Source organism: Streptomyces sp. TS71-3, assembly GCF_018327685.1.
Classification (GTDB): domain Bacteria; phylum Actinomycetota; class Actinomycetes; order Streptomycetales; family Streptomycetaceae; genus Streptomyces.
Genome location: NZ_BNEL01000003.1, coordinates 1,587,990 through 1,611,583 on the forward strand (window position 1 = coordinate 1,587,990; position 23,594 = coordinate 1,611,583).

The 23,594-nt window shown below is 69.1% G+C and carries 16 protein-coding genes; 14 read left to right on the forward strand and 2 right to left on the reverse strand.

Annotated features, from left to right (window positions below; genetic code table 11):
* The first annotated feature begins 437 nt into the window (after positions 1 to 437).
* From Sm713_RS31075 to Sm713_RS40880, 4 genes are all read left to right on the forward strand, one after another.
* Complete coding sequence (locus tag Sm713_RS31075) at positions 438 to 1,142, forward strand: hypothetical protein (RefSeq protein WP_212913300.1); 705 nt, start codon at positions 438 to 440, stop codon at positions 1,140 to 1,142.
* Between the two features lie 189 nt (positions 1,143 to 1,331).
* Entirely contained in the window at positions 1,332 to 1,568 is a 237-nt protein-coding gene (locus Sm713_RS31080) for an AlpA family transcriptional regulator (protein WP_249416807.1), read from the forward strand.
* 80 nt (positions 1,569 to 1,648) lie between these two features.
* The gene (locus tag Sm713_RS40875) at positions 1,649 to 1,879 is read left to right on the forward strand and encodes a hypothetical protein (protein ID WP_249416808.1); all 231 of its coding nucleotides are present in this window, start codon (positions 1,649 to 1,651) and stop codon (positions 1,877 to 1,879) included.
* Positions 1,880 to 1,995: 116 nt separating this feature from the next.
* Complete coding sequence (locus Sm713_RS40880; RefSeq protein ID WP_249416809.1) at positions 1,996 to 2,322, forward strand: integrase; 327 nt, start codon at positions 1,996 to 1,998, stop codon at positions 2,320 to 2,322.
* Positions 2,323 to 2,465: 143 nt separating this feature from the next.
* On the opposite strand, the gene Sm713_RS31090 is transcribed toward Sm713_RS40880, so the two are convergent.
* The gene (locus tag Sm713_RS31090) at positions 2,466 to 3,995 is read right to left on the reverse strand and encodes a UDP-N-acetylglucosamine 1-carboxyvinyltransferase (RefSeq protein WP_212913301.1); all 1,530 of its coding nucleotides are present in this window, start codon (positions 3,993 to 3,995) and stop codon (positions 2,466 to 2,468) included.
* Between the two features lie 654 nt (positions 3,996 to 4,649).
* Here Sm713_RS31090 and acnA point away from each other — a divergent pair.
* Entirely contained in the window at positions 4,650 to 7,364 is a 2,715-nt protein-coding gene (acnA, locus tag Sm713_RS31095) for an aconitate hydratase AcnA (protein ID WP_283249832.1), read from the forward strand.
* 143 nt (positions 7,365 to 7,507) lie between these two features.
* On the opposite strand, the gene Sm713_RS31100 is transcribed toward acnA, so the two are convergent.
* Positions 7,508 to 10,870, reverse strand: a complete 3,363-nt coding sequence (locus Sm713_RS31100) for a GH92 family glycosyl hydrolase (protein WP_212913303.1) — start codon at positions 10,868 to 10,870, stop codon at positions 7,508 to 7,510.
* 552 nt (positions 10,871 to 11,422) lie between these two features.
* Between Sm713_RS31100 and Sm713_RS31105 the strand changes: the two genes are divergently transcribed.
* The 9 genes from Sm713_RS31105 to dxs all read left to right on the forward strand — a co-directional run bounded on the left by Sm713_RS31105 (position 11,423) and on the right by dxs (position 23,536).
* The gene (locus tag Sm713_RS31105) at positions 11,423 to 12,265 is read left to right on the forward strand and encodes a metallophosphoesterase (RefSeq protein ID WP_212913304.1); all 843 of its coding nucleotides are present in this window, start codon (positions 11,423 to 11,425) and stop codon (positions 12,263 to 12,265) included.
* A gap of 378 nt (positions 12,266 to 12,643) precedes the next feature.
* Positions 12,644 to 14,080 (forward strand): N-acetylglucosamine/diacetylchitobiose ABC transporter substrate-binding protein, encoded by a 1,437-nt coding sequence (gene ngcE / locus Sm713_RS31110; protein ID WP_212913305.1) that lies wholly within the window; start codon positions 12,644 to 12,646, stop codon positions 14,078 to 14,080.
* Between the two features lie 86 nt (positions 14,081 to 14,166).
* Positions 14,167 to 15,087 carry a carbohydrate ABC transporter permease gene (locus tag Sm713_RS31115; protein WP_212913306.1) on the forward strand — a complete coding sequence of 307 codons (921 nt, stop codon included), beginning with the start codon at positions 14,167 to 14,169 and terminating at the stop codon, positions 15,085 to 15,087.
* Positions 15,087 to 16,004, forward strand: a complete 918-nt coding sequence (locus Sm713_RS31120; protein WP_212913307.1) for a carbohydrate ABC transporter permease — start codon at positions 15,087 to 15,089, stop codon at positions 16,002 to 16,004. Before Sm713_RS31115 ends, Sm713_RS31120 begins: the two co-directional genes overlap by 1 nt.
* A 366-nt stretch (positions 16,005 to 16,370) precedes the next feature.
* Positions 16,371 to 17,570 (forward strand): ROK family transcriptional regulator, encoded by a 1,200-nt coding sequence (locus Sm713_RS31125; RefSeq protein ID WP_212913308.1) that lies wholly within the window; start codon positions 16,371 to 16,373, stop codon positions 17,568 to 17,570.
* A gap of 169 nt (positions 17,571 to 17,739) precedes the next feature.
* Complete coding sequence (locus Sm713_RS31130) at positions 17,740 to 18,804, forward strand: substrate-binding domain-containing protein (RefSeq protein WP_249416810.1); 1,065 nt, start codon at positions 17,740 to 17,742, stop codon at positions 18,802 to 18,804.
* Between the two features lie 401 nt (positions 18,805 to 19,205).
* Positions 19,206 to 19,994: an ATP-binding cassette domain-containing protein gene (locus Sm713_RS31135; RefSeq protein ID WP_212913309.1), complete on the forward strand. Its 789-nt coding sequence runs from the start codon at positions 19,206 to 19,208 to the stop codon at positions 19,992 to 19,994.
* Positions 19,991 to 21,274, forward strand: coding sequence for a sugar ABC transporter permease (locus Sm713_RS31140; RefSeq protein WP_212913310.1), 1,284 nt, complete (start codon positions 19,991 to 19,993; stop codon positions 21,272 to 21,274). Before Sm713_RS31135 ends, Sm713_RS31140 begins: the two co-directional genes overlap by 4 nt.
* 351 nt (positions 21,275 to 21,625) lie before the next feature.
* On the forward strand, positions 21,626 to 23,536 hold the full coding sequence (gene dxs / locus Sm713_RS31145) for a 1-deoxy-D-xylulose-5-phosphate synthase (RefSeq protein WP_212913311.1): 1,911 nt from the start codon (positions 21,626 to 21,628) through the stop codon (positions 23,534 to 23,536).
* Positions 23,537 to 23,594 lie beyond the last annotated feature (58 nt).

The following is a 23,594-nucleotide window of genomic DNA, read 5'->3' on the forward strand; positions in this document are numbered from 1 at the left end:
TCGGCCGTCTGACCCGGGAAGTGCTCGCGCCGCCCACGACGGCTGGTCAGGGATCTGACCAGCCATGTTCTGGGCGCCCCCGGCAGGACTCGAACCTGCGGCCAAGCGCTTAGAAGGCTCCTGCTCTGTTCCGACGCTTTCGCTCGTTCGGGTCTAGTGCTTGGTGGGTGGGCGTCAGCGATTTGAGGGTCGGCATGGTGATTCGCTCACGGCAGACATATTGAGCCCGGAAGGGACTGGAATGGCGCGGCGAAGCGAGTGAACCTAGAGCAGCTCACCGAAGATCGTCTGCGTGATCGGCGGAATATAGCACGGGATCGCCGGTTACCCAAACCGGTGATTCTCCGGACTATTGGAGAGGTTCGGTCGCTGTGCGATTCACATGCGGTGCCAGGACTGCCGTACCTACCCCATGCCTCACCTCAAGGAGCTTGACCATGGTTGCAGTTGTTGACGCCAAAACGACCCTTCTGGCCGATCGGCAGTGTTTTTCGATCCTGGACTGGGCCGCCGAACAGCCTCAGAGTGGCCTCGTACTGCGGGCTTTCCTGGCGTCCATCGCTCTCGCGGCGCTGCAGCCGAAGGAAGCCTTGGTGCTGCGCGTCCGAGACGTGGAACTCACGGACGACGGCAGCGGTTGGCTGCTGATCCGCCCTCAGGGTCAAGAGCGCCGCGAGACGGATTCGGGGCGCGCGGGCGCCGAACGGCGTGTTCCCGCCTGCCGGGAACTGGTGGCGCTCCTGAAGGCGGAGATCACCCGGCGCGATCTCCGCCCCGATGACGCGATATTCGTTCTCGACGATGGGCGACCGCTGACCGCCCCGGTCTACCGGAAGATCTGGCGGCAAGCGCGGGCGGCGGTTCTGGAAGCGCACGAGGTCGACTCGTCGCTCGGCAGGAATATCTCGGCTCTGCGTGACGCGTGCATCGCGGCGTGGCTGAAGAACGGTGACCAGACCGCGGCGCACATCCTCACGGTTGCCGAGTGCCCTGGAATGAGCGCTCCTCGCCTTGCCGAACGCTTCGCGCACTGCCTTCGCAAGCCGACACGGGATGAAATCCCTTGGGACCGGCTCGAAGCTGCCCTCGCCCTTCCTGACCTGTCGAGTGAGCCGGCCCCGACCGCCGTGCGCCGTCCGTAGCGCTGTTCCGCGTTGCGGATCCTCCGCGATTCCCTTCCTGTCGCATGAAAAGGCAACGGGTGGGCGGAACTGGATTTCCGCCCGCCCGGGCTCACCCCTCTCCTACCTCACAGAGAACCATCGATGCCTGGACGATCTTTGCTTGCCGCTACCGCTTCCTCGGGCGCTGTATCCGCTGCCTTCCTGACCGTGAAGGACGCAGCCGACTATCTCGGCCTCTCACCCCACACGCTCTACGTCTGGCGCCACCGTCGCCAGGGACCCCCGAGCTTCCGTATGGGACCCCGCGGTCGCGTCATGTACCGGCTCGAAGCGCTCGACGCCTGGGTCCGCGAACAGGAGCAGGCCGACTCCTGCTCCAACCCGGCCCTCAACCCGCTCAACACCCCTCTGCAGGAGCGGTCCAGCCGCTTCCTCGGCGCGTGAAGCCCCAAGCTCTGTAGAGCGTTGTCTCCATCCCCATCACCAAGGAGCTCCACCTGGCCGGCTACATAGAAGACCGATGGTTGAAGAAGCGCCCCAACCCGAAGACCGGCAAACGTGACCGCACCGCCATGTACGGCAAGTGCACCCGTTACCGCGTCAAGGGCATCCCCGGAGTCAAGGACCGTTCCTTCGACGCCCTCCAGGACGCCAAGACCTGGCTCGCCCAGGCTCAGACCGACGCTCGCCGAGGAGAGTTCGTCGATCCGCGCGATGGGGCCATCTCTCTCAAGGACTACATTGCCAACCACTGATGGCCCACCCAGAGGAGTTCGCGCCGGTACCGGTCACCCTGCCCTGGGACGACCCGACGCCCTCGGAGACGCCGGTGGAAGCCAAACACCGGCGGCCGAGGACCTACAGTCTCCTGGTGACGGGACGCGAACGGAAGGCCGTCAACCGGAACTACTTCAACTCCTACGTGTGGAAGCCCGCTCTGGCTGCGGCGAGCGTGATCGCTCCGCTCGATGCGGGTAATACCGACGGTGCTCGCGTGTGGGAGCCGTCCCGTGAGCACGGCTTCCACGCTCTGCGCCACTTCTTCGCCTCCGAGGAACTGGAGGCCGGCGAATCGATCGTCTCGCTGGCCCGCTGGCTGGGGCACTCCGACCCCGGGTTCACGCTGCGGAAGTACTCCCACTTCCTGCCCCGGGCCGGTGCACGCGGCAGCGCCGCTATCGATGCGATCTTCGCGTAGCCGCAGCTGGCCGGCAGAGGCCGTGGAGCGTGGCCAGTAGCCCACTGCGGACCCAAAGTCCCAGAGAAGTCCCAGAGGCGCCGCCGCACCCCTCCCTGACCCGCTAAGTGGCAGGTCAGCCGGGGTGCGGCGGCATTCGCACATCAGATGTCCCGGAAGGTCTCGATCTGCGCGCCCACGGAGTTCAGCCGCTCCGCGAGGTCCTCGTAGCCGCGGTTGATGACGTACACGTTCCGCAGGACGGAGGTGCCCTCCGCGGCCATCATCGCCAGCAGGACGACCACGGCGGGGCGCAGTGCCGGCGGGCACATCATCTCGGCCGCGCGCCAGCGCGTCGGGCCCTCGACCAGCACCCGGTGCGGGTCGAGGAGCTGGAGGCGCCCGCCGATGCGGTTGAGGTCGGTGAGGTAGATGGCCCGGTTGTCGTACACCCAGTCGTGGATCAGCGTCTTGCCCTGCGCCGACGCGGCGATGGCCGCGAAGAAGGGGACGTTGTCGATGTTCAGGCCGGGGAACGGCATCGGGTGGATCTTGTCGATGGGGGCCTGGAGCTTGGACGGGCGGACGGTGAGGTCCACGAGGCGGGTCCGGCCGTTGTCCGCCACGTACTCCGCGGACATGTCGTGGTCGAGGCCCATCTCCTCCAGCACCGCGAGCTCGATCTCCAGGAACTCGATCGGCACCCGGCAGACGGTCAGCTCGGACTCGGTGACCACGGCGGCGGCCACCAGGCTCATCGCCTCCACCGGGTCCTCGGAGGGCGAGTAGTCCACGTCCACGTCGATGGTGGGCATGCCGTGCACGGTCAGCGTGGTGGTGCCGATGCCGTCGACCTGTACGCCGAGTGCCTCCAGGAAGAAGCAGAGGTCCTGGACCATGTAGTTGGAGGAGGCGTTGCGGATGACGGTCACGCCGTCGTGCCGGGCGGCGGCGAGCAGGGTGTTCTCGGTGACGGTGTCCCCGCGTTCGGTCAGCACGATGGGGCGTTCCGGGGTGACGTCCCGCTGCACGTCGGCGTGGTAGAGGCCTTCGGTCGCCGTGATCTCCAGGCCGAAGCGGCGCAGCGCGATCATGTGCGGCTCGATGGTGCGGGTGCCGAGGTCGCAGCCGCCCGCGTACGGCAGCCGGAAGCTGTCCATACGGTGCAGCAGCGGGCCGAGGAACATGATGATCGAGCGCGTGCGGCGTGCGGCCTCCGCGTCGATCGCGTCCATGTCCAGGTCGGCCGGCGGCACGATCTCCAGGTCCACGCCGTCGTTGATCCAGCGGGTGCGGACACCGACGGAGTTCAGCACCTCGAGCAGGCGGTAGACCTCTTCGATGCGGGCGACCCTGCGCAGCAGCGTCCTGCCCTTGTTGAGCAGGCTGGCGCAGAGCAGCGCCACGCAGGCGTTCTTGCTCGTCTTGACGTCGATGGAGCCGGAGAGACGGCGTCCGCCGACCACACGCAGGTGCATGGGACCTGCATAGCCGAGGGAGACGATCTCGCTGTCCAGGGCTTCTCCGATCCGGGCGATCATCTCAAGGCTGATGTTCTGGTTCCCGCGCTCAATACGATTGACTGCGCTCTGGCTGGTGCCGAGCGCTTCGGCCAGCTGCGTTTGTGTCCAGCCGCGATGCTGACGGGCGTCACGGATGAGCTTGCCGATACGTACGAGGTAGTCATCTGACATGCGTGCAGGATATCTCAGATATGAGATGAGTCGCGCGTTGAGGGTGGCGCGCTGGCGTGGCGGGCCGGGGAGGGGCAAGGGGATGGGGTGGGCTCCGATCGAGCCCGTGCGCACCTGGGTGCACTACGACGGTCCGTCGAAAGCCCGACCCCCGCAACTCGGCGACACCGTCCGCACCGGGTACGGCATCGCGTACCCGGCCTGCTCGGTGACCCTGACCTGCGGTGTCGGTCCCGGCATGACGTCCTTCGCTTTCGGGGCGCGAGGCCCGTTGCCGTACCTTCGTCGCCTTCCGTGTCCTCTGCGGAAAGCCGTGACCCTTCTGCGCCTGCCCCGTGCGCGGACGTTCACGCCCCCGGCGACGTGCTTTCACCGTGCCGGTCCGCACGCGGCGGCCCGCGTCGCCGATCCGGGCGCGGCCGGCGGGAACGGGGCACCCCTCCGGGCATGACCGTCCCGCACCGATGTACTAGAGTTATCTCGACATCGAGATATCTGCCGGGCGCACCTGGCTGCCAATCCCGGTAAGGGCTACCTAACCAAGCCTTACCTTATCGGACAGGCGGGCGAGCCGTGACGGCACCGCGCGGCGGCAGCCGCACCCGCCTTGCGGTCGGTGGTATGCGCGGATACGTACATACGAAGGAGACTGTCGTGTCGGCCAACAGCTTCGACGCCCGCGCCACGCTGCGCGTGGGCGACGAGTCGTACGAGATCTTCAGGCTGGACAAGGTCGAGGGCTCCGCGCGCCTTCCCTACAGCCTGAAGGTCCTGCTGGAGAACCTGCTCCGCAACGAGGACGGCGCGAACATCACCGCCGACCACATCCGGGCGCTCGGCTCCTGGGACTCGGGGGCGCAGCCCAGCCGGGAGATCCAGTTCACCCCGGCCCGTGTGATCATGCAGGACTTCACCGGCGTGCCCTGCGTCGTCGACCTCGCCACCATGCGCGAGGCCGTCAAGGCGCTCGGCGGCGACCCGGCGAAGATCAACCCGCTCGCGCCCGCCGAGCTGGTCATCGACCACTCCGTCATCGCCGACAAGTTCGGCACCCCGGACTCCTTCGCGCAGAACGTCGAGCTCGAGTACGGCCGCAACCGCGAGCGCTACCAGTTCCTGCGCTGGGGCCAGACCGCGTTCGACGAGTTCAAGGTGGTGCCGCCCGGCACCGGCATCGTGCACCAGGTCAACATCGAGCACCTGGCCCGTACGGTCATGGTCAGGAACGGCCAGGCCTACCCGGACACGCTGGTCGGCACCGACTCGCACACCACCATGGTCAACGGCCTCGGCGTGCTCGGCTGGGGCGTCGGCGGCATCGAGGCCGAGGCCGCGATGCTCGGCCAGCCCGTCTCGATGCTCATCCCGCGCGTCGTCGGCTTCAAGCTGACGGGCCAGATGCAGGCCGGCACCACCGCGACCGACCTGGTCCTGACCATCACCGAGATGCTGCGCAAGCACGGCGTCGTCGGCAAGTTCGTCGAGTTCTACGGCGAAGGCGTCGCCGCGACCAGCCTCGCCAACCGCGCCACCATCGGCAACATGTCCCCGGAGTTCGGCTCCACCGCCGCCATCTTCCCCGTGGACGCCGAGACCCTGAACTACCTGCGCCTGACCGGCCGCAGCGCCCAGCAGGTCGCCCTCGTCGAGGCGTACGCCAAGGAGCAGGGCCTCTGGCTGGACCCGGCCGCCGAGCCCGACTTCTCCGAGAAGCTGGAGCTCGACCTCGCCACGGTCGTGCCGTCCATCGCCGGCCCGAAGCGCCCGCAGGACCGCATCGTGCTCGCCCAGGCCGCCCAGCAGTTCGCGCAGGACGTGCGGAACTACGTCGTCGAGGACGAGGAGGGCGGCAAGGAGTCCTTCCCGGCCTCCGACACCCCGACCGCGGTGAACGGCGTGCCGTCCCAGCGGGTGCCCGTCACCGCCCCCGACGGCACCACCTACAACCTCGACCACGGCGCCGTCACCGTCGCCGCGATCACCTCCTGCACCAACACCTCCAACCCGTACGTCATGGTGGCCGCCGCGCTCGTGGCCAAGAAGGCCGTCGAGAAGGGCCTCACCCGCAAGCCCTGGGTGAAGACCACGCTCGCGCCCGGCTCCAAGGTCGTCACCGACTACTTCGACAAGGCGGGCCTGACGCCGTACCTCGACAAGGTCGGCTTCAACCTGGTCGGCTACGGCTGCACCACCTGCATCGGCAACTCGGGCCCGCTGCCCGAGGAGGTCTCGAAGGCGGTGAACGACAACGACCTCGCCGTCACCTCGGTGCTCTCCGGCAACCGCAACTTCGAGGGCCGGATCAACCCCGACGTCAAGATGAACTACCTGGCGTCCCCGCCGCTCGTCGTCGCCTACGCCCTCGCCGGCTCCATGAAGGTGAACATCACCAAGGACCAGCTCGGCACCGACCAGGACGGCAACCCCGTCTACCTCAAGGACATCTGGCCCTCCGAGGCCGAGGTCAACGACGTCGTGGCGAGCGCCATCGGCGAGGACATGTTCACCAAGTCCTACCGGGACGTCTTCGCCGGCGACGCCCAGTGGCAGGCGCTGCCGGTGCCGACCGGCAACACCTTCGAGTGGGACGCCGAGTCGACCTACGTGCGCAAGCCCCCGTACTTCGAGGGCATGAGCCTGGAGCCCAGCGCCGTCGAGGACATCGCGGGCGCCCGGGTGCTGGCCAAGCTGGGCGACTCGGTGACCACCGACCACATCTCGCCGGCCGGCGCGATCAAGGCCGACACCCCCGCCGGCAAGTACCTCACGGAGCACGGCGTCGAGCGCCGCGACTTCAACAGCTACGGCTCCCGCCGCGGCAACCACGAGGTCATGATCCGCGGCACCTTCGCCAACATCCGGCTCCGCAACCAGATCGCGCCGGGCACCGAGGGCGGCTACACCCGCGACTTCACCCGCGAGGACGGGCCGGTCTCCTTCATCTACGACGCCGCGCAGAACTACCAGGCCGCCGGCACCCCGCTGGTGGTGCTCGCCGGCAAGGAGTACGGCTCGGGCTCGTCGCGCGACTGGGCGGCCAAGGGCACGGCGCTGCTGGGCGTCAAGGCCGTGATCGCCGAGTCGTACGAGCGCATCCACCGCTCCAACCTGATCGGCATGGGCGTCCTGCCGCTGCAGTACCCCGAGGGCCAGAACGCCGAGACGCTCCGGCTGACCGGCGAGGAGGCCTTCTCCATCACCGGTGTCACCGCCCTCAACGACGGCGACACCCCCGCCACCGTCAAGGTCACCACCGACACCGGCGTGGAGTTCGACGCGGTCGTCCGCATCGACACCCCCGGCGAGGCGGACTACTACCGCAACGGCGGCATCCTCCAGTACGTGCTGCGCAGCCTGATCAACCAGTGACGCGCGCCGTCACCGCATAAGGCACCCGCACGGCCGGACGGGCCGCACCTCACGGAGAGGTGCGGCCCGTCCGCCGTCGTGAGGGAGACCGTCCTTCGGTTCCCCTGCGGGGGGCGTGGCCCAGCCACGGCCCCCGCAGGGGCTCAGCGGAGCAGCTCCACCTCCGCCAGCGTCGCCGCCCCGTCCACCACCAGCCGGTAGTGGGCGTACGCGCCGGGGTGCGGCACCGTGAAGGCGCGGGTCTGCCGGTCGTAGCGGAAGGACTCGGCGGTGCGGCGGTCCACGTCCGTCCAGGTCGTGCCGTCCTTCGAGGCCTGGAGCGACCAGGACGTGGGCGCCTTGGCGTGGTCCGCGGACGTCAGCGTGTACTGGACGGCCTCGGTCGCCGACGGCACGGGCAGGTCCGTGGTCGCCACCGGACCCGAGGTGGCCGAGGTGTCGTCGAAGAGGGGTCCTTCGCCCTCGACGGCGTCGGAGCGCGGCGCCGGCACCTCGTCGTCCCGGGTCACGGACGGCGGACCCGCGTCCTTCCCGGAGCCCCACGACGACGGCCGCGGCCCCATCGCGAAGTCCAGCGTGCCGCCCTTCTCCAGCAGCGCGTGCGGCAGCGACGTGGACGACCACACCTTGCCGTTCACCTTCAGGCCCTGCACGTACACGTTCTTCGCGCTGTTCCGCGGGGCGTTGACGACGAGGTCGCGGCCGTTCTCCAGGTGCACCGTCGCCTTCGTGAACAGCGGGGAGCCGACCGCGTACTCGCCGCTGCCCATCACCAGCGGGTAGAACCCGAGCGCCGAGAAGACGTACCAGCCGGACTGCTCGCCGTTGTCCTCGTCGCCGTGGTAGCCCTGCCCGATGTCGCTGCCGGTGTACAGCCGGGACAGCACCTCGCGGATCTTCTCCTGTGCCTTGTACGGCTGTCCCGTCGCGTCGTACATGTACGCGATGTGGTGGGCGACCTGGTTGGAGTGCCCGTACTGGCCCATGCGGACGTCGCGTGCCTCGCGCATCTCGTGGATCACGCCGCCGTAGGAGCCGGGGAAGGCGGCCGTCTCGGGGGTGGCGAAGAAGGTGTCGAGCTTCTTGGCCAGGGCGTCCCTGCCGCCGTAGAGGTTCGCCAGGCCCCGGGAGTCCTGCGGCGCCGTGAAGGCGTAGCCCCAGCCGTCGGTCTCCGTGTAGTCGTAGCCCCAGACCCTCGGGTCGTACGAGGAGGCGGGCACCCGAAAGGCGCCCTTGGCGTCACGGCCCTGGAAGAAGCCCGCCTTGTCGTCGAAGAGCTTCACGTAGTCCCGCGCGCGGTTCAGGAAGTACTCCGACTCCTCCTTGTAGCGGGACTTGCCGGTCTTGGCGTAGAGGGCCTTGCCCATCTGCGCGATGCCGTAGTCGTTGACGTAGCCCTCCATCGCCCAGGACATCCCCTCGCCGGTGTCCGTGGTCGTGTAGCCGAGGAACGGCGAGGTGGCCATGCCCTTGCGGCCGACACCCGACGACGGGGGCACCACCGTCGCGTTCTTCACCGCCGCGTCGTACGCCGCCTCCGCGTCGAAGTGCACGCCCTTGACGTACGCGTCCGCGAACGCCACGTCCGAGGAGGTGCCGGTCATCAGGTCCGCGTACCCGGGCGACGACCAGCGCGACGTCCAGCCGCCGTCCTTGTACTGCTGCACGAACCCGTCGACCAGCTCGCCCGCGCGCTTCGGGGTGAGGAAGGAGTAGGCGGGCCAGGTGGTGCGGTAGGTGTCCCAGAAGCCGTTGTTGACGTAAGGACGGCCCTGCACGATCTTCGCGCCGGTGTGCGTCGGGGTGTTCTCGCCGGCCGGCGCGGAGAACGGGCTCGCGTACTCGTCCTTGCCGCCGACCCGCTCGAAACCGGAGTTCGGGTAGAGGTAGAGCCGGTAGAGGCTGGAGTACAGCGTCGTGAGCTGGTCCCGGCTCGCCCCCTGCACCTCTATGCGGCCGAGCAGGTCGTCCCACTGCTGCTGGGCGCGCCTTTCGACCTGGCCGAACGACTCACCGGCCGGGATCTCCCGTGCGAGGTTCGCCCGTGCCTGGTCGACGCCGATGAGCGAGGTGGCGATGCGCATCGTCACCGCATGGCCGGCGCCCGGCCTGAAGCGGAGGTAGCCGGTGTTGTCGCCGCCCGCGTCGCCCTTGAGCCCCCCGCCCGCCGTGACCGGCGCGTCGAACTCCCCGTACACGAAGAGCCGCGTGGCCCCCGTCGACAGGCCCGACTTCACGTCGGAGTAGCCCGAGAACGTGCCCTTGCCGGTGTCGAGCGTCAGGCCGCCCTTGTCCGACACGTTGTCGAAGATCACGCTCGCGTCGTCGCCGGGATACGTGAACCGCATCATCGCGGCGTGGTCCGTCGGCGTCATCTCGGCCTTGAGGCCGTTCTCGAACGTCACCCCGTAGTAGTGCGGGCTGGCCGTCTCGTTCTCGTGCCGGAAGGCGAGTGCGCGCCCCGCCCTGGACGCGTCCGGGGTGCCCTGCGCCACCGACGGCATCACCTGGAACGTCTGCCGGTCGCCCATCCACGGGCTGGGCTCGTGACTGGCGCTGAACGCCTGGATGGTGGGCAGGTTCGCCGCGTTGTTCGCGCGCGCGTACTCGTAGAGCCAGCTCAGCGACGAGGCGTCGGTCACCGGCGTCCAGAAGTTGAAGCCGTTCGGAACAGCGGTCGCGGGGAAGTTGTTGCCGCGGGAGAAGTCACCGCTGGAGTTGGTGCCGCGCGTGGTGACCGCGTAGTCCGACAGGTGCGCCTTCGGCGGCTCGGGAGCCGCGTCCTGGATCGAGACGTCGTCCAGCCAGCCGCTGAAGGACGCGGGCCCCTTGGGCGAGTCGTAGGCGAGAAGGATCCGGTCCACCGTCTTGCCGGCGGCGACCGAGCCGATCCGGGAGGCCACGCTGTTCCACTGGTTCACGTACAGCGACTTCGCCGCGCCCTGGCCCTGCGGCGAGAGCGGGAACCCGTGCTCGTCGACGGCGCCGAGGTCGCTCAGGTACGTGCCGTCGGTGAACGCGAGGTCCACCGAGGCGTTCGTGGCGTCGTAGTCGGGCGCCGCGTCCTCCATGGCGGGGAAGAGCCGGTAGGAGAGCCGGGTGCGCGCGGTGACGGGGATGTCGACGTCGAAGACCTTGTCGTACACGTACGCCCGCCCGTTGGCCTGGTGCCTGCCGCCGTAGTGCAGGGCGTGCAGCCCGGTGAAGCCGGCGTCCTTCCTGGCCGTGGGGGAGTCCGGCGGGCCGGTGTCCACGGCCGCCTCCATCGCGTCCACGCCGGAGGCCTTCGGCGTCCCGTCCGGCAGCGTCTCGACCGTGCTGGTCCAGTCCGGTGCCCGGTCGCCGTCCTCGAAGGACGAGGTGAAGTGCGTGCCGGCGTGCGGCGCCTGCCCGGGGCGCGCGGCGGCCGGACCCTGCACCGCCGCGACCAGCAGCCCGGCGGCCACGGTCACGGCGGTCAGCGGGCCGAGTCTCCGCCTCAGGCGGTGATGAGCTGTGCGGGGCATGGTCAGGTCCCCTCCCTGTCGGACAACGTTGTCAGTTGGGTGCGCAGTGCTCCAGTAGTGCGGGATGTGGAGGGTGATGTCAAGGGTGTGGGAGGGGTGTTGGGGTGTGGCGGGGCGCGGGTACGCGGCGGGGGTGCGGGCCGTGCCCGGTGCCGGCGCGAACTGGGGTGTCGCCGTGCCCCGGAGGCGGCCGTCCCGGACCCCGCGAACCCGGATGATTCCGGCATCCCCCGGCGGCCCCTGCCCTGTAGGCTCGGGATGCACGGGTGTCCGTGCACGGACAAGGGCGTTCTTCTCGTGCGGGGCTCCGGGCGGCGGCTCGGACGGCGGGGGACAAGGGGTCGCCATGCGCGGCGGATGCGGTCGGGGACCCCGGGGTCCTGAGCGCGGGCCAGCTCTGCCCGCCCGCGGGCCCGTTCGCCCGCACGGGGATCGGGGCCCCGGTGCGTGCCGCGCCGCCAGTCGGCCCGCGGCCCCGGACGCCCGGTGTCCCGGGATCCCCGGCGGCACCCCGGTGGACGCCTTCTCACCTTCTCAACGGACGGGCAGTCAATGGACCAGGCACACCTCTTGGCCATCAGCGATCTTCACGTCGTGCACCCCGAGAACCGCAAGATCGTCGAGGAACTGCGTCCCGTCTCCGACCGCGACTGGCTCATCGTCGCCGGAGACGTGGGGGAGCGCTCCGCGGACATCATCTGGGCCCTGGAGACGCTGAGCCGGAACTTCGCCAAGGTCGTCTGGGTGCCGGGCAACCACGAGCTGTGGACGACCAGCGAGGACCCGGTCCAGCTGCGCGGCACGGCCCGCTACGAGCACCTGGTCGAGGCCTGCCGGTCGTTCGGCGTCGTCACCCCAGAGGACCCCTACCCCCTCTGGGAGGGGCCGGGCGGGCCCGTGGTCGTCGTGCCGCTCTTCCTCCTCTACGACTACACCTTCAGGACCGACCCCTCCCACACCCGCCAGCAGGCCCTGGAGCAGGCCTACGACAAGGGCGTCGTCTGCACGGACGAGTTCCTGCTGCACCCCGACCCGTACCCGAGCCGGCACGCCTGGTGCGCCGCGCGCCTGGAGCAGACCGAGGCCCGGCTCGCCGAACTCGGCTCCGACCTGCCGCTGGTGCTCGTCAACCACTTCCCGCTCACCCGCGAGCCGACCGACATCCTGCGCTTTCCGGACTTCGCGCTCTGGTGCGGAACCGAGCGCACGGCCGACTGGCTGACCCGCTTCCCCGTCGAGGCCGTGGTCTACGGGCATCTGCACATCCCCCGCACCACCTGGCACCAGGGCGTCCGCTGCGAGGAGGTCTCCGTGGGCTACCCCCGCGAGTGGCGCCGCCCGTGGCATCAGCGCACGGTGCCGCCGCGCCGCATCCTGCCGTACGAGAAGGCCTGAGGGCGCGGGCGCTCCATGGTCACCGAGTGCCCGTCAAACCCCAGGCGGCGGGCCCTGGAAAGGTGGCCGCGGCATGTATCCGCGAGGTCTCAACTAGGAAAAACTGCCGACCAAACCTGCATTCGATCTTGCCCCCGTCTCGGTAACTGGACTATACCTGTCGGCGTCCGCGGGGTGGCCCGGCTTATCGCGCGGCCCGGGGGAGTGGGGAGGCGGCACGAGGTGTCACTGTCAGGGCGCCAACTGCCCGGTATTCCAAGCGATCCCGGACTTCAAGCACGAACCCAGTTTTCGAGCACGACCCCAGCTTCACATCACCGCGGTGCCGGGGAGGATCCGGTTCACCGCCTGAGTCCTGGAGAGAGCGAGGACTTGAGCATGGGATCCACTTCCGCGCAGGACGGCTTCGGCCGGCGTGATCTGATCAAGCGGTCCGCGGCACTCGGCCTGATCGCCGTCCCCACCATGAGCTTCCTTTCCGCGTGCGCCAGCAGCGACAGCGGGAACAAGGAGGTCGAGAAGGGCAAGAAGAGCGCGGCCAATCCGCTGGCCGTCAAGGAGGACGCCCCCCTTGACGTCGTCATTTTCGACGGCGGATTCGGCGACAAGTACGCCGTGGACGCCGAGGCGCTCTACCAGAAGCGCTTTCCGAAGGCGAAGATCAACCACCACAAGACGCAGAAGATCCAGACGGAGCTCCAGCCCCGCTTCAACGGCGGCACGCCCCCCGACCTGATCGACGACTCCGGTGCCGAGCAGATGGACACCGGCGTGCTGGTCGGCAAGAACCAGCTCTCCGACCTCACCCCGCTGCTCGACGCCCCGTCGATCGACGACCCGAGCAAGAAGGTCCGCGACACGCTGCGGCCCGGTGTCGTGGAGATGGGCCAGTTCGACGGCGACCCGGTCTGGATCATGTACTACGCGTACACGGTGTACGGCGTCTGGTACTCCAAGTCCAACCTCGCCAAGCTCGACGCCGAGTACCCGGAGACCTGGGACGAGATGCTGGCGCTGTGCGCCAAGGCGAAGAAGAAGGGCGTCGCCGGCTGGACGTACGCGGGCAAGTACCCGTACTACATCCCGTTCTCGCTCTTCCCGTTCATCGGCAAGATCGGTGGCGCGAGCGTCCTCGACGCCATCGACAACCTGGCGCCCAAGGCCTGGTACGACCCCGCGGTGAAGGCCGCGTTCGAGGCGTACTACGAGCTCTTCAAGAAGGGCTACATCCTCCAGGGCACCCCCGGCCTCACCCACATCGAGTCGCAGACGGCGTGGAACCAGGGCAAGGCGCTCTTCATCCCGAACGGCTCCTGGGTGGAGAACGAGTCCGCCAAGACCACGCCCAAGGACTTCCAGATGTCCGTCGCCGGGCCCTCCAGCCTGGACAAGAGCGACAAGATGCCGTTCGGCACCCTCTGGGCGGCCGGCAGCGAGCCGTTCATCGTGCCGAAGAAGGCGAAGAACCCGCTGGGCGGCATGGAGCAGCTGCGCATCATGCTCGGCAAGGACTCCTCGGCCAACTTCACCAAGCAGGTCTCCTCGCTCACCTCGCTGCAGGGCGGCACCACAGGTCTGGACCTCCCGCCGGGCCTGTCCTCCGCGGTCGCCGCGCTGGACAAGGCGGGCACCAACATCGTCAACCCCCGTCTCCAGGACTGGTACACGGACCTCAACAAGCAGCGCATCGGCGTCGCCGTGCTCGGCGAGATGATGGCCGGCCGCATGACGCCCGCCGAGGCCGTCAAGAAGTGCCAGGCTGCCGCCGACGCCACGGCCAAGGACGACTCGATCAAGAAGTACAAGCACAGGTGAGCAGGCGTCACGAGCTGGGTTCCTCCCCCGGACCCCGGAAAGGGGTCCGGGGGAGCGGCCCGAGAGCGGATCGGGATCGGTAGACCATGCAACACGGAAAGTACCGCTTTGTCGTGGGATTCCTGGTGATCCCCCTCGCGCTGTACGCGATCTTCGTGATCTGGCCGTTCATCCAGGCGATCTACTACTCGTTCACGGACTGGACCGGCCTGAGCCCCGAGTTCGCGATGGTGGGCTTCAAGAACTACACGAAGCTGTTCGGCGACCCGCTGTTCTGGAAGTCCTTCCAGCACAGCCTGCTGTTCGTGATCCTGCTGCCGCTCGTGACGCTCTCCCTGGCACTCTTCTTCTCGTTCATGCTGAATGTCGGCGGGAGCCGGCGCAAAGGCGCGGCTGTCTCCGGTGTCCGGGGTGCGGAGTTCTACAAGATCGCCTATTTCTTCCCCCAGGTCCTGTCGATCGCGATCGTCGCGCTGCTCTTCCAGTTCGCGTACAACCCCCGGCAGGGCGCGATCAACGGCTTCCTCCAGGCCGTCGGCGTGAGCGATCCGCCGGAGTGGCTGGGCGATCCGAGGTGGGCCCTGTGGTGCGTGATGGCGGTGCTGGTCTGGAGCACGGTCGGATTCTTCGTGGTGCTGTTCTCGGCGGGCATGACGTCCATTCCCAAGGACTTCTACGAGGCCGCGCTGCTGGACGGCGCCAGCCGCGTCACGACCTTCTTCCGGATCACCCTGCCGCTGCTCTGGGACACCGTGCAGTCCGGCTGGGTCTACATGGGGATCATGGCGCTCGGCGCGGAGGCCTTTGCGACCGTGCAGATCATGACAGTCGGCCCGGGCGGACCCGCCGACTCGACGATCGTCATGCCGCTGTACGTCTACCAGAAGGCCTTCCACGACGGTCAGGCCGCCTACGCAACCACGATCGGCGTCGCCCTGCTCTTCGTCACGCTGCTCTTCGCGGCCGTCGTGATGAGGCTCGGCAGGCGTGAGCGGCTGGAGTACTGATGAAGACCACTGACACCCCGCCGGCCGCGGGGACCGCCGAGGCCCCCGGCAAGCCCGCGGGCATCCCTCCGGCGAAGGAGGGGCGCGGCACCACCGGCGGCGTCCTGAACGTCTTCTCGCACGGCATGCTCGTGATCTGGGCGATCATGGTCGTGCTGCCGCTGCTGTGGGCCGTGATGACGTCGTTCAAGGACGACGCGTCCATCTTCACCCACCCGTGGGGCCTGCCCGACCGGCTGCACTTCGAGAACTGGTCGCGAGCCTGGTCGCAGGCGCACATGAGCGACTACTTCCTCAACACCATCCTGGTGGTGGGCTGCTCCCTGATCGGCACGCTGGTGCTCGGCTCGATGGCGGCCTACGTGCTGGCCCGCTTCGACTTCCCGCTCAACAGGTTCATCTACTACCTGTTCGTCGGCGGCATGAGCTTCCCGGTGATGCTGGCGCTGGTGCCGCTGTTCTACGTCATGAACAACATGGGGCTGCTGAACACGCTGCCCGGCCTGGTGCTGGTCTACATCGCCTACTCGCTGCCGTTCACCGTCTTCTTCCTGACGTCGTTCTTCAGGACGCTGCCCACCTCGATCGCGGAGGCCGCCTTCGTCGACGGGGCCTCGCACACCCGGACGTTCTTCCAGATCATGCTGCCGATGGCCAAGCCGGGCCTGATCAGCGTGGGGATCTTCAACTTCCTGGGGCAGTGGAACCAGTACATGCTGCCGACGGTGCTCAACACCGACCCGGACCGGAAGGTGCTCTCGCAGGGACTCGTCGAGCTGGCCGTGAGCCAGGGCTACAAGGGCGACTGGTCCGGCCTCTTCGCCGGTCTGGTGATGGCCATGCTGCCGGTGCTCGCCGCCTACATCGTCTTCCAGCGGCAGGTCGTCGCGGGGCTCACGGCGGGCGCCCTGAAGTAGACCGCCACCCGCCCCTCCTCCGCGCCGGCCACCGCGCGCATGCCCTCCGTACCGCTCCCGCGGGCCGGCGCGCACGGTGGCCGGCCTCCGGCTGCCGGCACCCCGCCTTCGGAGGTTGGCAGCGCAGGCCGCGGCTCCCCGCGTCCCCAGCGGCCCGAACACCCCCGGAACAGGTCCTTCCGGACTGCCGGGTGGCCGTGGGAGCCGTTCCCCGGCGGTATCGATTTCTGTCAAGGACTTGACTGCGGCAACCCGTTCAGCGGAGCTTGGAGTTCACAACTTGTAAATGGCCCGGGTTCCGCTGCCGTGACCCGGGGCACGGGCGGCAGCGCCGTCGCCCGGCTGAGGGCAGGAGTGGATGGGTCGATGGAGACTCCGGGGTCGCAGTCGTCGCTGCACCGGGCCAATCTGGAGCGGGTCGTACGCGCCGTACGGCTGGCCGGTTCGCTCACGCAAGCGGAGATCGCGCGGACGACGGGCCTGTCCGCGGCCACCGTCTCCAACATCGTCCGCGAGCTCAAGGACGGCGGGACGGTCGAGGTCACGCCCACGTCCGCGGGTGGCCGGCGGGCCCGCAGCGTCTCGCTGAGCGGGGACGCCGGCATCGTCATCGGCGTGGACTTCGGCCACACCCACCTGAGGGTCGCGATCGGCAACCTCGCCCACCAGGTGCTCGCCGAGGAGGCCGAGCCGCTGGACGTCGACGCCTCGGCCGACCAGGGCTTCGACCGCGCCGAGGAGCTGGTCACCCGCCTGATCACAGCCACGGGCGTGGATCGCGCGAAAGTTGCGGGCGTCGGGCTCGGCGTGCCGGGCCCGATCGACGTGGAGTCCGGCACGCTCGGCTCCACGTCGATACTGCCGGGCTGGAGCGGCACGAGCCCCGCCAGGGAGCTGCGCGAGCGCCTCGGAGTACCGGTACACGTCGACAACGACGCCAACCTCGGTGCCCTCGGAGAGCTGGTCTGGGGCAGCGGGCGGGGCGTGAAGGACCTCGCCTACATCAAGGTCGCCAGCGGTGTCGGGGCGGGCCTGGTGATCAGTGGGAAGATCTACCGGGGGCCCGGCGGCACCGCGGGTGAGATAGGGCACATCACGCTCGACGAGTCGGGGCCGGTCTGCCGCTGCGGGAACCGGGGCTGCCTCGAAACTTTCACGGCGGCGCGGTACGTTCTTCCTCTGCTCCAGCCCAGTCACGGCACCGGTCTGACCATGGAGGGCGTCGTCAGGCTGGCGCGCGAGGGAGATCCGGGCTGCCGGAGGGTGATCGCCGACGTCGGCCGCCATATCGGCAGCGGGGTCGCCAACCTCTGCAACCTGCTCAATCCCAGCCGGGTGGTCCTCGGCGGGGACCTCGCGGAGGCCGGTGAGCTGGTGCTGGCGCCCATCAGGGAGTCGGTGGGGCGCTACGCGATCCCCAGCGCCGGGCGGCAGCTCTCGGTCCGTCCGGGGGCGCTGGGCGGCCGTGCGGAGGTGCTCGGGGCGCTGGCGCTGGCGCTAAGTGAAATGGGTGATTCGACCCTTTTGGATGGGGTTCATCCGACGGCTACTCCTGCCTTCACTTAGTTCACGCATGGCACCGTTGTCATCTCGTTAAGGATTTACTCCTTGACGTCGGCGTGGCGGCCGAGTTGACTTCCAGCCACCTCGGCCGCAGCGACGCGGCCGCGTCAGGGAGGTTTCTTAAGTGAACACGCGTATGCGTCGTGCCGCCGTGGTCGTTTCCGCCGGCACCATGGCCATTGCGTTGGCCGCCTGTGGCAGCGCCAAGGAGTCCGGCGGCGACAGCAAGAGCGACAGCGCCAAGAAGGGCGACGCGCTCACCATCGGCCTGCTCCTTCCGGAGAACCAGACCGCGCGGTACGAGAAGTTCGACAAGCCGCTGATCGAGAAGAAGATCAGCGAGCTGACGCACGGCAAGGCGACCGTGAAGTACGCCAACGCCAAGCAGGACGCCAGCGTCCAGAACCAGCAGGCCGACACCATGATCACCAACAAGGTGGACGTCCTGATCGTGGACGCGGTGGACTCCAAGGCCATCGCCAGCTCGGTCCAGAAGGCGCACGACGCGGGCATCCCCGTCGTCGCGTACGACCGCCTCGCCGAGGGCCCCGTGGACGGCTACACCTCCTTCGACAACGAGGAGGTCGGCAAGGTCCAGGGTGAGGCCCTGCTGAAGGCGCTGGGCGGCAACGCCAAGTCCGGCAAGGTCATCATGGTCAACGGCTCCGCCACCGACCCGAACGCCGCCCAGTTCAAGAAGGGCGCGCACTCCGTCCTCGACGGCAAGGTCAGCATCGGCAAGGAGTACGACACCCCGGACTGGAACGCCCAGAAGGCCAACGCCGAGACCGAGGGCGCGCTCACCGCGCTCGGCAAGGACAAGGTCGTCGGCGTCTACTCCGCCAACGACGGCATGGCCGGCGGTGTCATCACCGCCCTCCAGGGCTCGGGCCTGTCCAAGCTGCCGCCGGTCACCGGCCAGGACGCCGAGATCAACGGCGTGCAGCGGATCGTCACCGGCACCCAGTACATGAGCGTCTACAAGCCCTACCCGCAGGAGGCGGACGTCGCCGCGCAGATGGCGGTGGCGCTGGGCAAGGGCCAGAAGCTGGACTCGATCGCCAAGACGAAGGTCGACAGCCCGACCACCAAGCAGGTCCCGAGCGTCCTCGTCCCGGTGGTCTCGCTGACCCAGCAGAACATCAAGGACACCGTGATCAAGGACGGCATCTACACCGTCAACGAGATCTGCACCCCCAAGTTCAAGGCCGCGTGCGACAAGATCGGTCTGAAGTAGACCGGGACGGTCGTCCACCGGCCGAGCGGATCCAGGGCCTTCCGCCCGGATCGTGCCGGACCGCACGAGCCCAGCACGATCCGAACGAGAGGCCCCAGTGGCCCCCGGTCTCCGGGGGCCACTGACAGGCCTGTCCGGCGCTCCGCCCACCAATGCCCCGCCGCTGGGGCGGGGCGCCGGACAGAACCCGGCGCCGCCCGCACCGGGCCCGCCACCCCCCGCTCCACGCCGGACGACTCCCGGCCTGCGGCAGCCACCGGCTCTTGCAGCCCGCCGTGTCCATCGGCACCCCCGATCCAGCACCCCACCGGGCCTGCTGGGTCATCAGGGTGTCTGCCCCTGCTCAACCTCCGCGCCTGGCCCCTGGGCGCGGCATCCCCGCCGGTCAGGCGGCGAAGGAGATGGTTCAAGTGTCCGCTACGCCCGTGTTGGCGTTGCGCGGGGTCTCCAAGCGGTTCGGTGCCGTCCAAGCACTCACCGACGTAGAGCTTGAGGTCCATGCCGGTGAGGTGGTCGCCCTGGTGGGCGACAACGGCGCCGGAAAATCCACGCTGGTCAAGACAGTCGCCGGCGTGCACCCCATTGATAACGGCAGCATCGAATGGCAAGGCAGCTCCGTCCGCATCACGCGGCCGCACGACGCCCAGCACCTGGGCATCGCGACCGTGTACCAGGACCTCGCGCTCGCCGACAACATCGACGTCGTCGGCAACCTCTTCCTCGGCCGGGAGATCAAGAGGTACGGGGTCCTCAACGAGGTGGAGATGGAGCGCCGTTCACGCGAGCTCCTGAACACCCTGTCCATCCGGATCCCCAGCGTGCGCATACCCATCGCGTCGCTCTCCGGTGGTCAGCGCCAGACCGTGGCCATCGCCCGGTCCATGCTCGGCGAGCCCAAGCTGGTGATCCTCGACGAGCCCACCGCGGCCCTCGGCGTCGAGCAGACCGCACAGGTCCTCGACCTGGTGGAGCGGCTGCGCGAGCGAGGCCTCGCGGTGATGCTCATCAGCCACAACATGGCCGACGTCAAGGCCGTCGCCGACAAGGTCGCCGTGCTGCGGCTGGGCCGCAACAACGGCGTCTTCGACGTGAAGTCGACCTCGCAGGAAGAGATCATCTCCGCCATCACCGGCGCCACGGAAAACGCCGTGACCCGTCGTGCGGCGCGTCATGGGGAGGCTCAGGCATGAGCACGGACAACACCACCACGGTTTCCCCCGTCGACAACACCGAAGTCGCCGCCGACGCGGCGCCGGCGGTCGACCCCCGGCTGCTCGTCCGCGAGCAGGGCTTCGCCGGTTACGTCAGCGACTTCAAGCGCCGGATGCGGGCCGGCGACCTGGGCTCGGTCCCGGTCATCGCGGGCCTGATCATCATCTGGGCGATCTTCGCCAGCATCAACTCCCGCTTCCTGACCGCCGAGAACCTGAGCAACATCTCGGTCGCGATGGTCGGCACCGGCATGATCGCCGTCGGCATCGTCTTCGTGCTGCTGCTCGGCGAGATCGACCTGTCCGTCGGCTCCGTCAGCGGTGTCGCGGGCGCCTTCTCCGCGGTGCTCGCGGTCAACCACGGCGCGCCGGAGTGGGTGGCCCTCATCGCCGCCATCCTCACCGGCACCGTGATCGGCATCATCCACGGCTTCTTCTTCGCCCGGATCGGAGCGCCGGCGTTCGCGGTCACCCTGGCCGGCCTGCTGTTCTGGCAGGGCCTGATGCTCCAGATCCTGGGTGACGACGGCACCATCAACCTGGACAGCCAGGGTCTGATCGTCAAGCTGACGTCGTACTACTTCACGGACGTCGCGGCCGCCTACGGGCTGGCCCTGGTCGCCGTCGTGGTCTTCTTCGTGACGTCCTTCACGGACAGCAGGCGCCGGAAGGCCGCCGGAGTGCCCTCCCGTCCGGCGAGCGACATCGTGATGCGCACCGTGGTGCTCGCCGTCATCGCGTTCGCGGCGGCCATCATGTTCAACCAGTACAAGGGCCTGCCCCTGGCGCTGGTGATCTTCCTCGCCGCGCTGGTGCTGACGGACTTCATCCTGCGGCGCACCAGCTACGGCCGGAAGGTGTTCGCGCTCGGCGGCAGCGTCGAGGCGTCCCGCAGGGCCGGTATCAACGTCACGGCGGTGCGGATCTCGGTCTACGCCATCGCCGGCTCGTTCGCGGCCCTCGGCGGCCTCTTCCTGGCCTCCAAGATCGCCGCGGCCAACCAGGGCGCCGGTACCGGCGACCTGCTGATGAACGCCATCGCGGCGGCCGTCATCGGTGGCACCAGCCTCTTCGGCGGCCGGGGCCGCACCTGGAACGCGCTGCTCGGTGTGATGGTGATCACCTCGATCCAGTACGGCCTCGCCCTCCAGGGCATCGCCACGCCGATCCAGTACATGATCACCGGTGCGGTGCTGCTCGCGACGGTCTGCATCGACTCCATCACCCGCAGGACGCAGCGCACGGCGGGCCGCGCCTGACGGCGCGGAGCGCCCGGTAGGGGCGCGGGGAACGGCGCGACGAGCCACGACGAGACCGTCAGGTCGCCACCCTCCGAGGGGGTGTCCCTGTCGAGTCCGGACCACCTGCCGGTGGATGGCCTCTCGCGCAGTTCCCCGCGCCCCTTTGGCGGGCCGGGGCGCAGCCCCACGTCTGGGGGCGCCCCCAGGCAGTCCCGGCGCAGCCCCGATGGGTGCACGCAGGCGGTCTGGGCGCAGGTGCGTGGTCGGTACCGGAAGAGTCACGGCCCGGCCCGGGCGCGAAGAACACAATCGCAACATTAGACTCGGGCCAGCCCGGAAAGCTCGAACCGCCTAACCAAGGAGGCACCGGTGCCGCTGCTCGACCGCATCAGGGGACCCCGTGACCTGGACCGGCTCACCACGGAGCAGCTCGACGAGCTGGCCGCGGAGATCCGGGACTTCCTGGTCGAAGCGGTGGCAAGGACGGGCGGTCACCTCGGCCCGAACCTGGGCGTCGTCGAGCTCACCATCGCGCTGCACCGCGTCTTCCACTCGCCGCAGGACAGGGTGCTCTTCGACACCGGCCACCAGTCCTACGTGCACAAGCTGCTCACCGGACGTCAGGACTTCGCCAAGCTGCGCGCCAAGGGCGGCCTGTCGGGCTACCCGTCCCGCGCCGAGTCCGAGCACGACGTCATCGAGAACTCCCACGCCTCCACCGTGCTGGGCTGGGCCGACGGCCTCGCCAAGGCCAACGAGGTGCAGGGCCGCGCGGACCACGTGGTGGCCGTCGTCGGGGACGGCGCGCTGACCGGCGGCATGGCCTGGGAGGCCCTCAACAACATCGCCGCCGCCAAGGACCGCCCGCTGGTCATCGTCGTCAACGACAACGAGCGCTCGTACGCGCCCACCATCGGCGGCCTCGCCAACCACCTCGCCACCCTGCGCACCACCGACGGCTACGAGCGCTTCCTGGCCCGCGGCAAGGACATCCTGGAGCGCACCCCCGTCGTCGGCAGGCCCCTCTACGACACCCTGCACGGCGCCAAGAAGGGCCTGAAGGACTTCATCGCGCCGCAGGGCATGTTCGAGGACCTGGGCCTGAAGTACGTCGGCCCCATCGACGGCCACGACATCGAGGCGCTGGAGTCCGCGCTGTCCCGCGCCAAGCGGTTCAACGGCCCCGTCATCGTGCACTGCCTCACCGAGAAGGGCCGCGGCTACCAGCCCGCCGAGCAGGACGAGGCCGACCGCTTCCACGGCATCGGCCCGATCCACCCGGACACCGGCCTGCCGCTGGCCGCCGCGGGCACCGACTGGACGTCCGTCTTCGGCGAGGAGATGGTCAAGCTCGGCCAGGAGCGCGAGGACATCGTGGCCATCACGGCGGCCATGCTCCAGCCGGTGGGCCTGAAGAGGTTCGCCGAGGAGTTCCCCGGCCGGATCTACGACGTCGGCATCGCCGAGCAGCACGCCGCGGTCTCCGCCGCGGGCCTCGCCACGGGCGGCCTGCACCCGGTCTTCGCCGTCTACGCCACGTTCCTCAACCGCGCCTTCGACCAGCTCCTGATGGACGTCGCCCTGCACCGGTGCGGCGTGACCTTCGTGCTGGACCGCGCGGGCGTCACCGGCACGGACGGCGCCTCGCACAACGGCATGTGGGACCTGTCGATCCTCCAGTGCGTGCCCGGCCTGCGCATCGCGGCCCCGCGCGACGCCGACCAGGTCAGGATGCAGCTGCGGGAGGCCGTCGACGTCGACGACGCGCCGACGGTCGTGCGCTACTCCAAGGGCGCCGTGGGGCCCGCCGTGCAGGCCGTGGGCACGGTCGGCGGCATGGACGTGCTCCGCGAGGCGGGCACGGACACCCCGGACGTCCTGCTGGTGTCGGTGGGCGCGCTCGCCCCGATGTGCCTGGAGATCGCCACACTCCTCAACAAACAGGGCATCTCGACCACCGTCGTCGACCCGCGCTGGGTCAAGCCCGTCGACGAGGCCATGGCCCCGCTCGCCGAGCGGCACCGCGTGGTCGTCACCGTCGAGGACAACTCCCGCGTCGGCGGCGTGGGCAGCGCCGTCGCACAGGCCCTGCGGGACGCAGGCGTCGACCTGCCGCTGCGTGACTTCGGCATCCCGCCCCGCTTCCTCCAGCACGCCTCCCGCAAGGAGGTCATGGCGGAGATCGGGCTGACCGCGCCCGACATCGCCCGCCAGGTGACCGGCCTGGTCGCCAAGCTCGACGGCGCCACCGCCGAGGCCGTGCAGCCCGCCAGGGACTAGGGTCTGTCTGACAATTCGCGGCGGATCAGCCCGCGGCGTCTGGTGCCGTGCATCGCAA

Coding starts and splice junctions, on each gene's coding strand:
- Sm713_RS31075 (WP_212913300.1), top strand. CDS start 438: ATGGTTGCAGTTGTTGACGCCAAAACGACCCTTCTGGCCGATCGGCAG.
- Sm713_RS31090 (WP_212913301.1), bottom strand. CDS start 3,995: ATGTCAGATGACTACCTCGTACGTATCGGCAAGCTCATCCGTGACGCC.
- Sm713_RS31100 (WP_212913303.1), bottom strand. CDS start 10,870: ATGCCCCGCACAGCTCATCACCGCCTGAGGCGGAGACTCGGCCCGCTG.
- Sm713_RS31105 (WP_212913304.1), top strand. CDS start 11,423: ATGGACCAGGCACACCTCTTGGCCATCAGCGATCTTCACGTCGTGCAC.
- ngcE (WP_212913305.1), top strand. CDS start 12,644: ATGGGATCCACTTCCGCGCAGGACGGCTTCGGCCGGCGTGATCTGATC.
- Sm713_RS31115 (WP_212913306.1), top strand. CDS start 14,167: ATGCAACACGGAAAGTACCGCTTTGTCGTGGGATTCCTGGTGATCCCC.
- Sm713_RS31120 (WP_212913307.1), top strand. CDS start 15,087: ATGAAGACCACTGACACCCCGCCGGCCGCGGGGACCGCCGAGGCCCCC.
- Sm713_RS31125 (WP_212913308.1), top strand. CDS start 16,371: ATGGAGACTCCGGGGTCGCAGTCGTCGCTGCACCGGGCCAATCTGGAG.
- Sm713_RS31130 (WP_249416810.1), top strand. CDS start 17,740: ATGGCCATTGCGTTGGCCGCCTGTGGCAGCGCCAAGGAGTCCGGCGGC.
- Sm713_RS31135 (WP_212913309.1), top strand. CDS start 19,206: ATGGTTCAAGTGTCCGCTACGCCCGTGTTGGCGTTGCGCGGGGTCTCC.
- Sm713_RS31140 (WP_212913310.1), top strand. CDS start 19,991: ATGAGCACGGACAACACCACCACGGTTTCCCCCGTCGACAACACCGAA.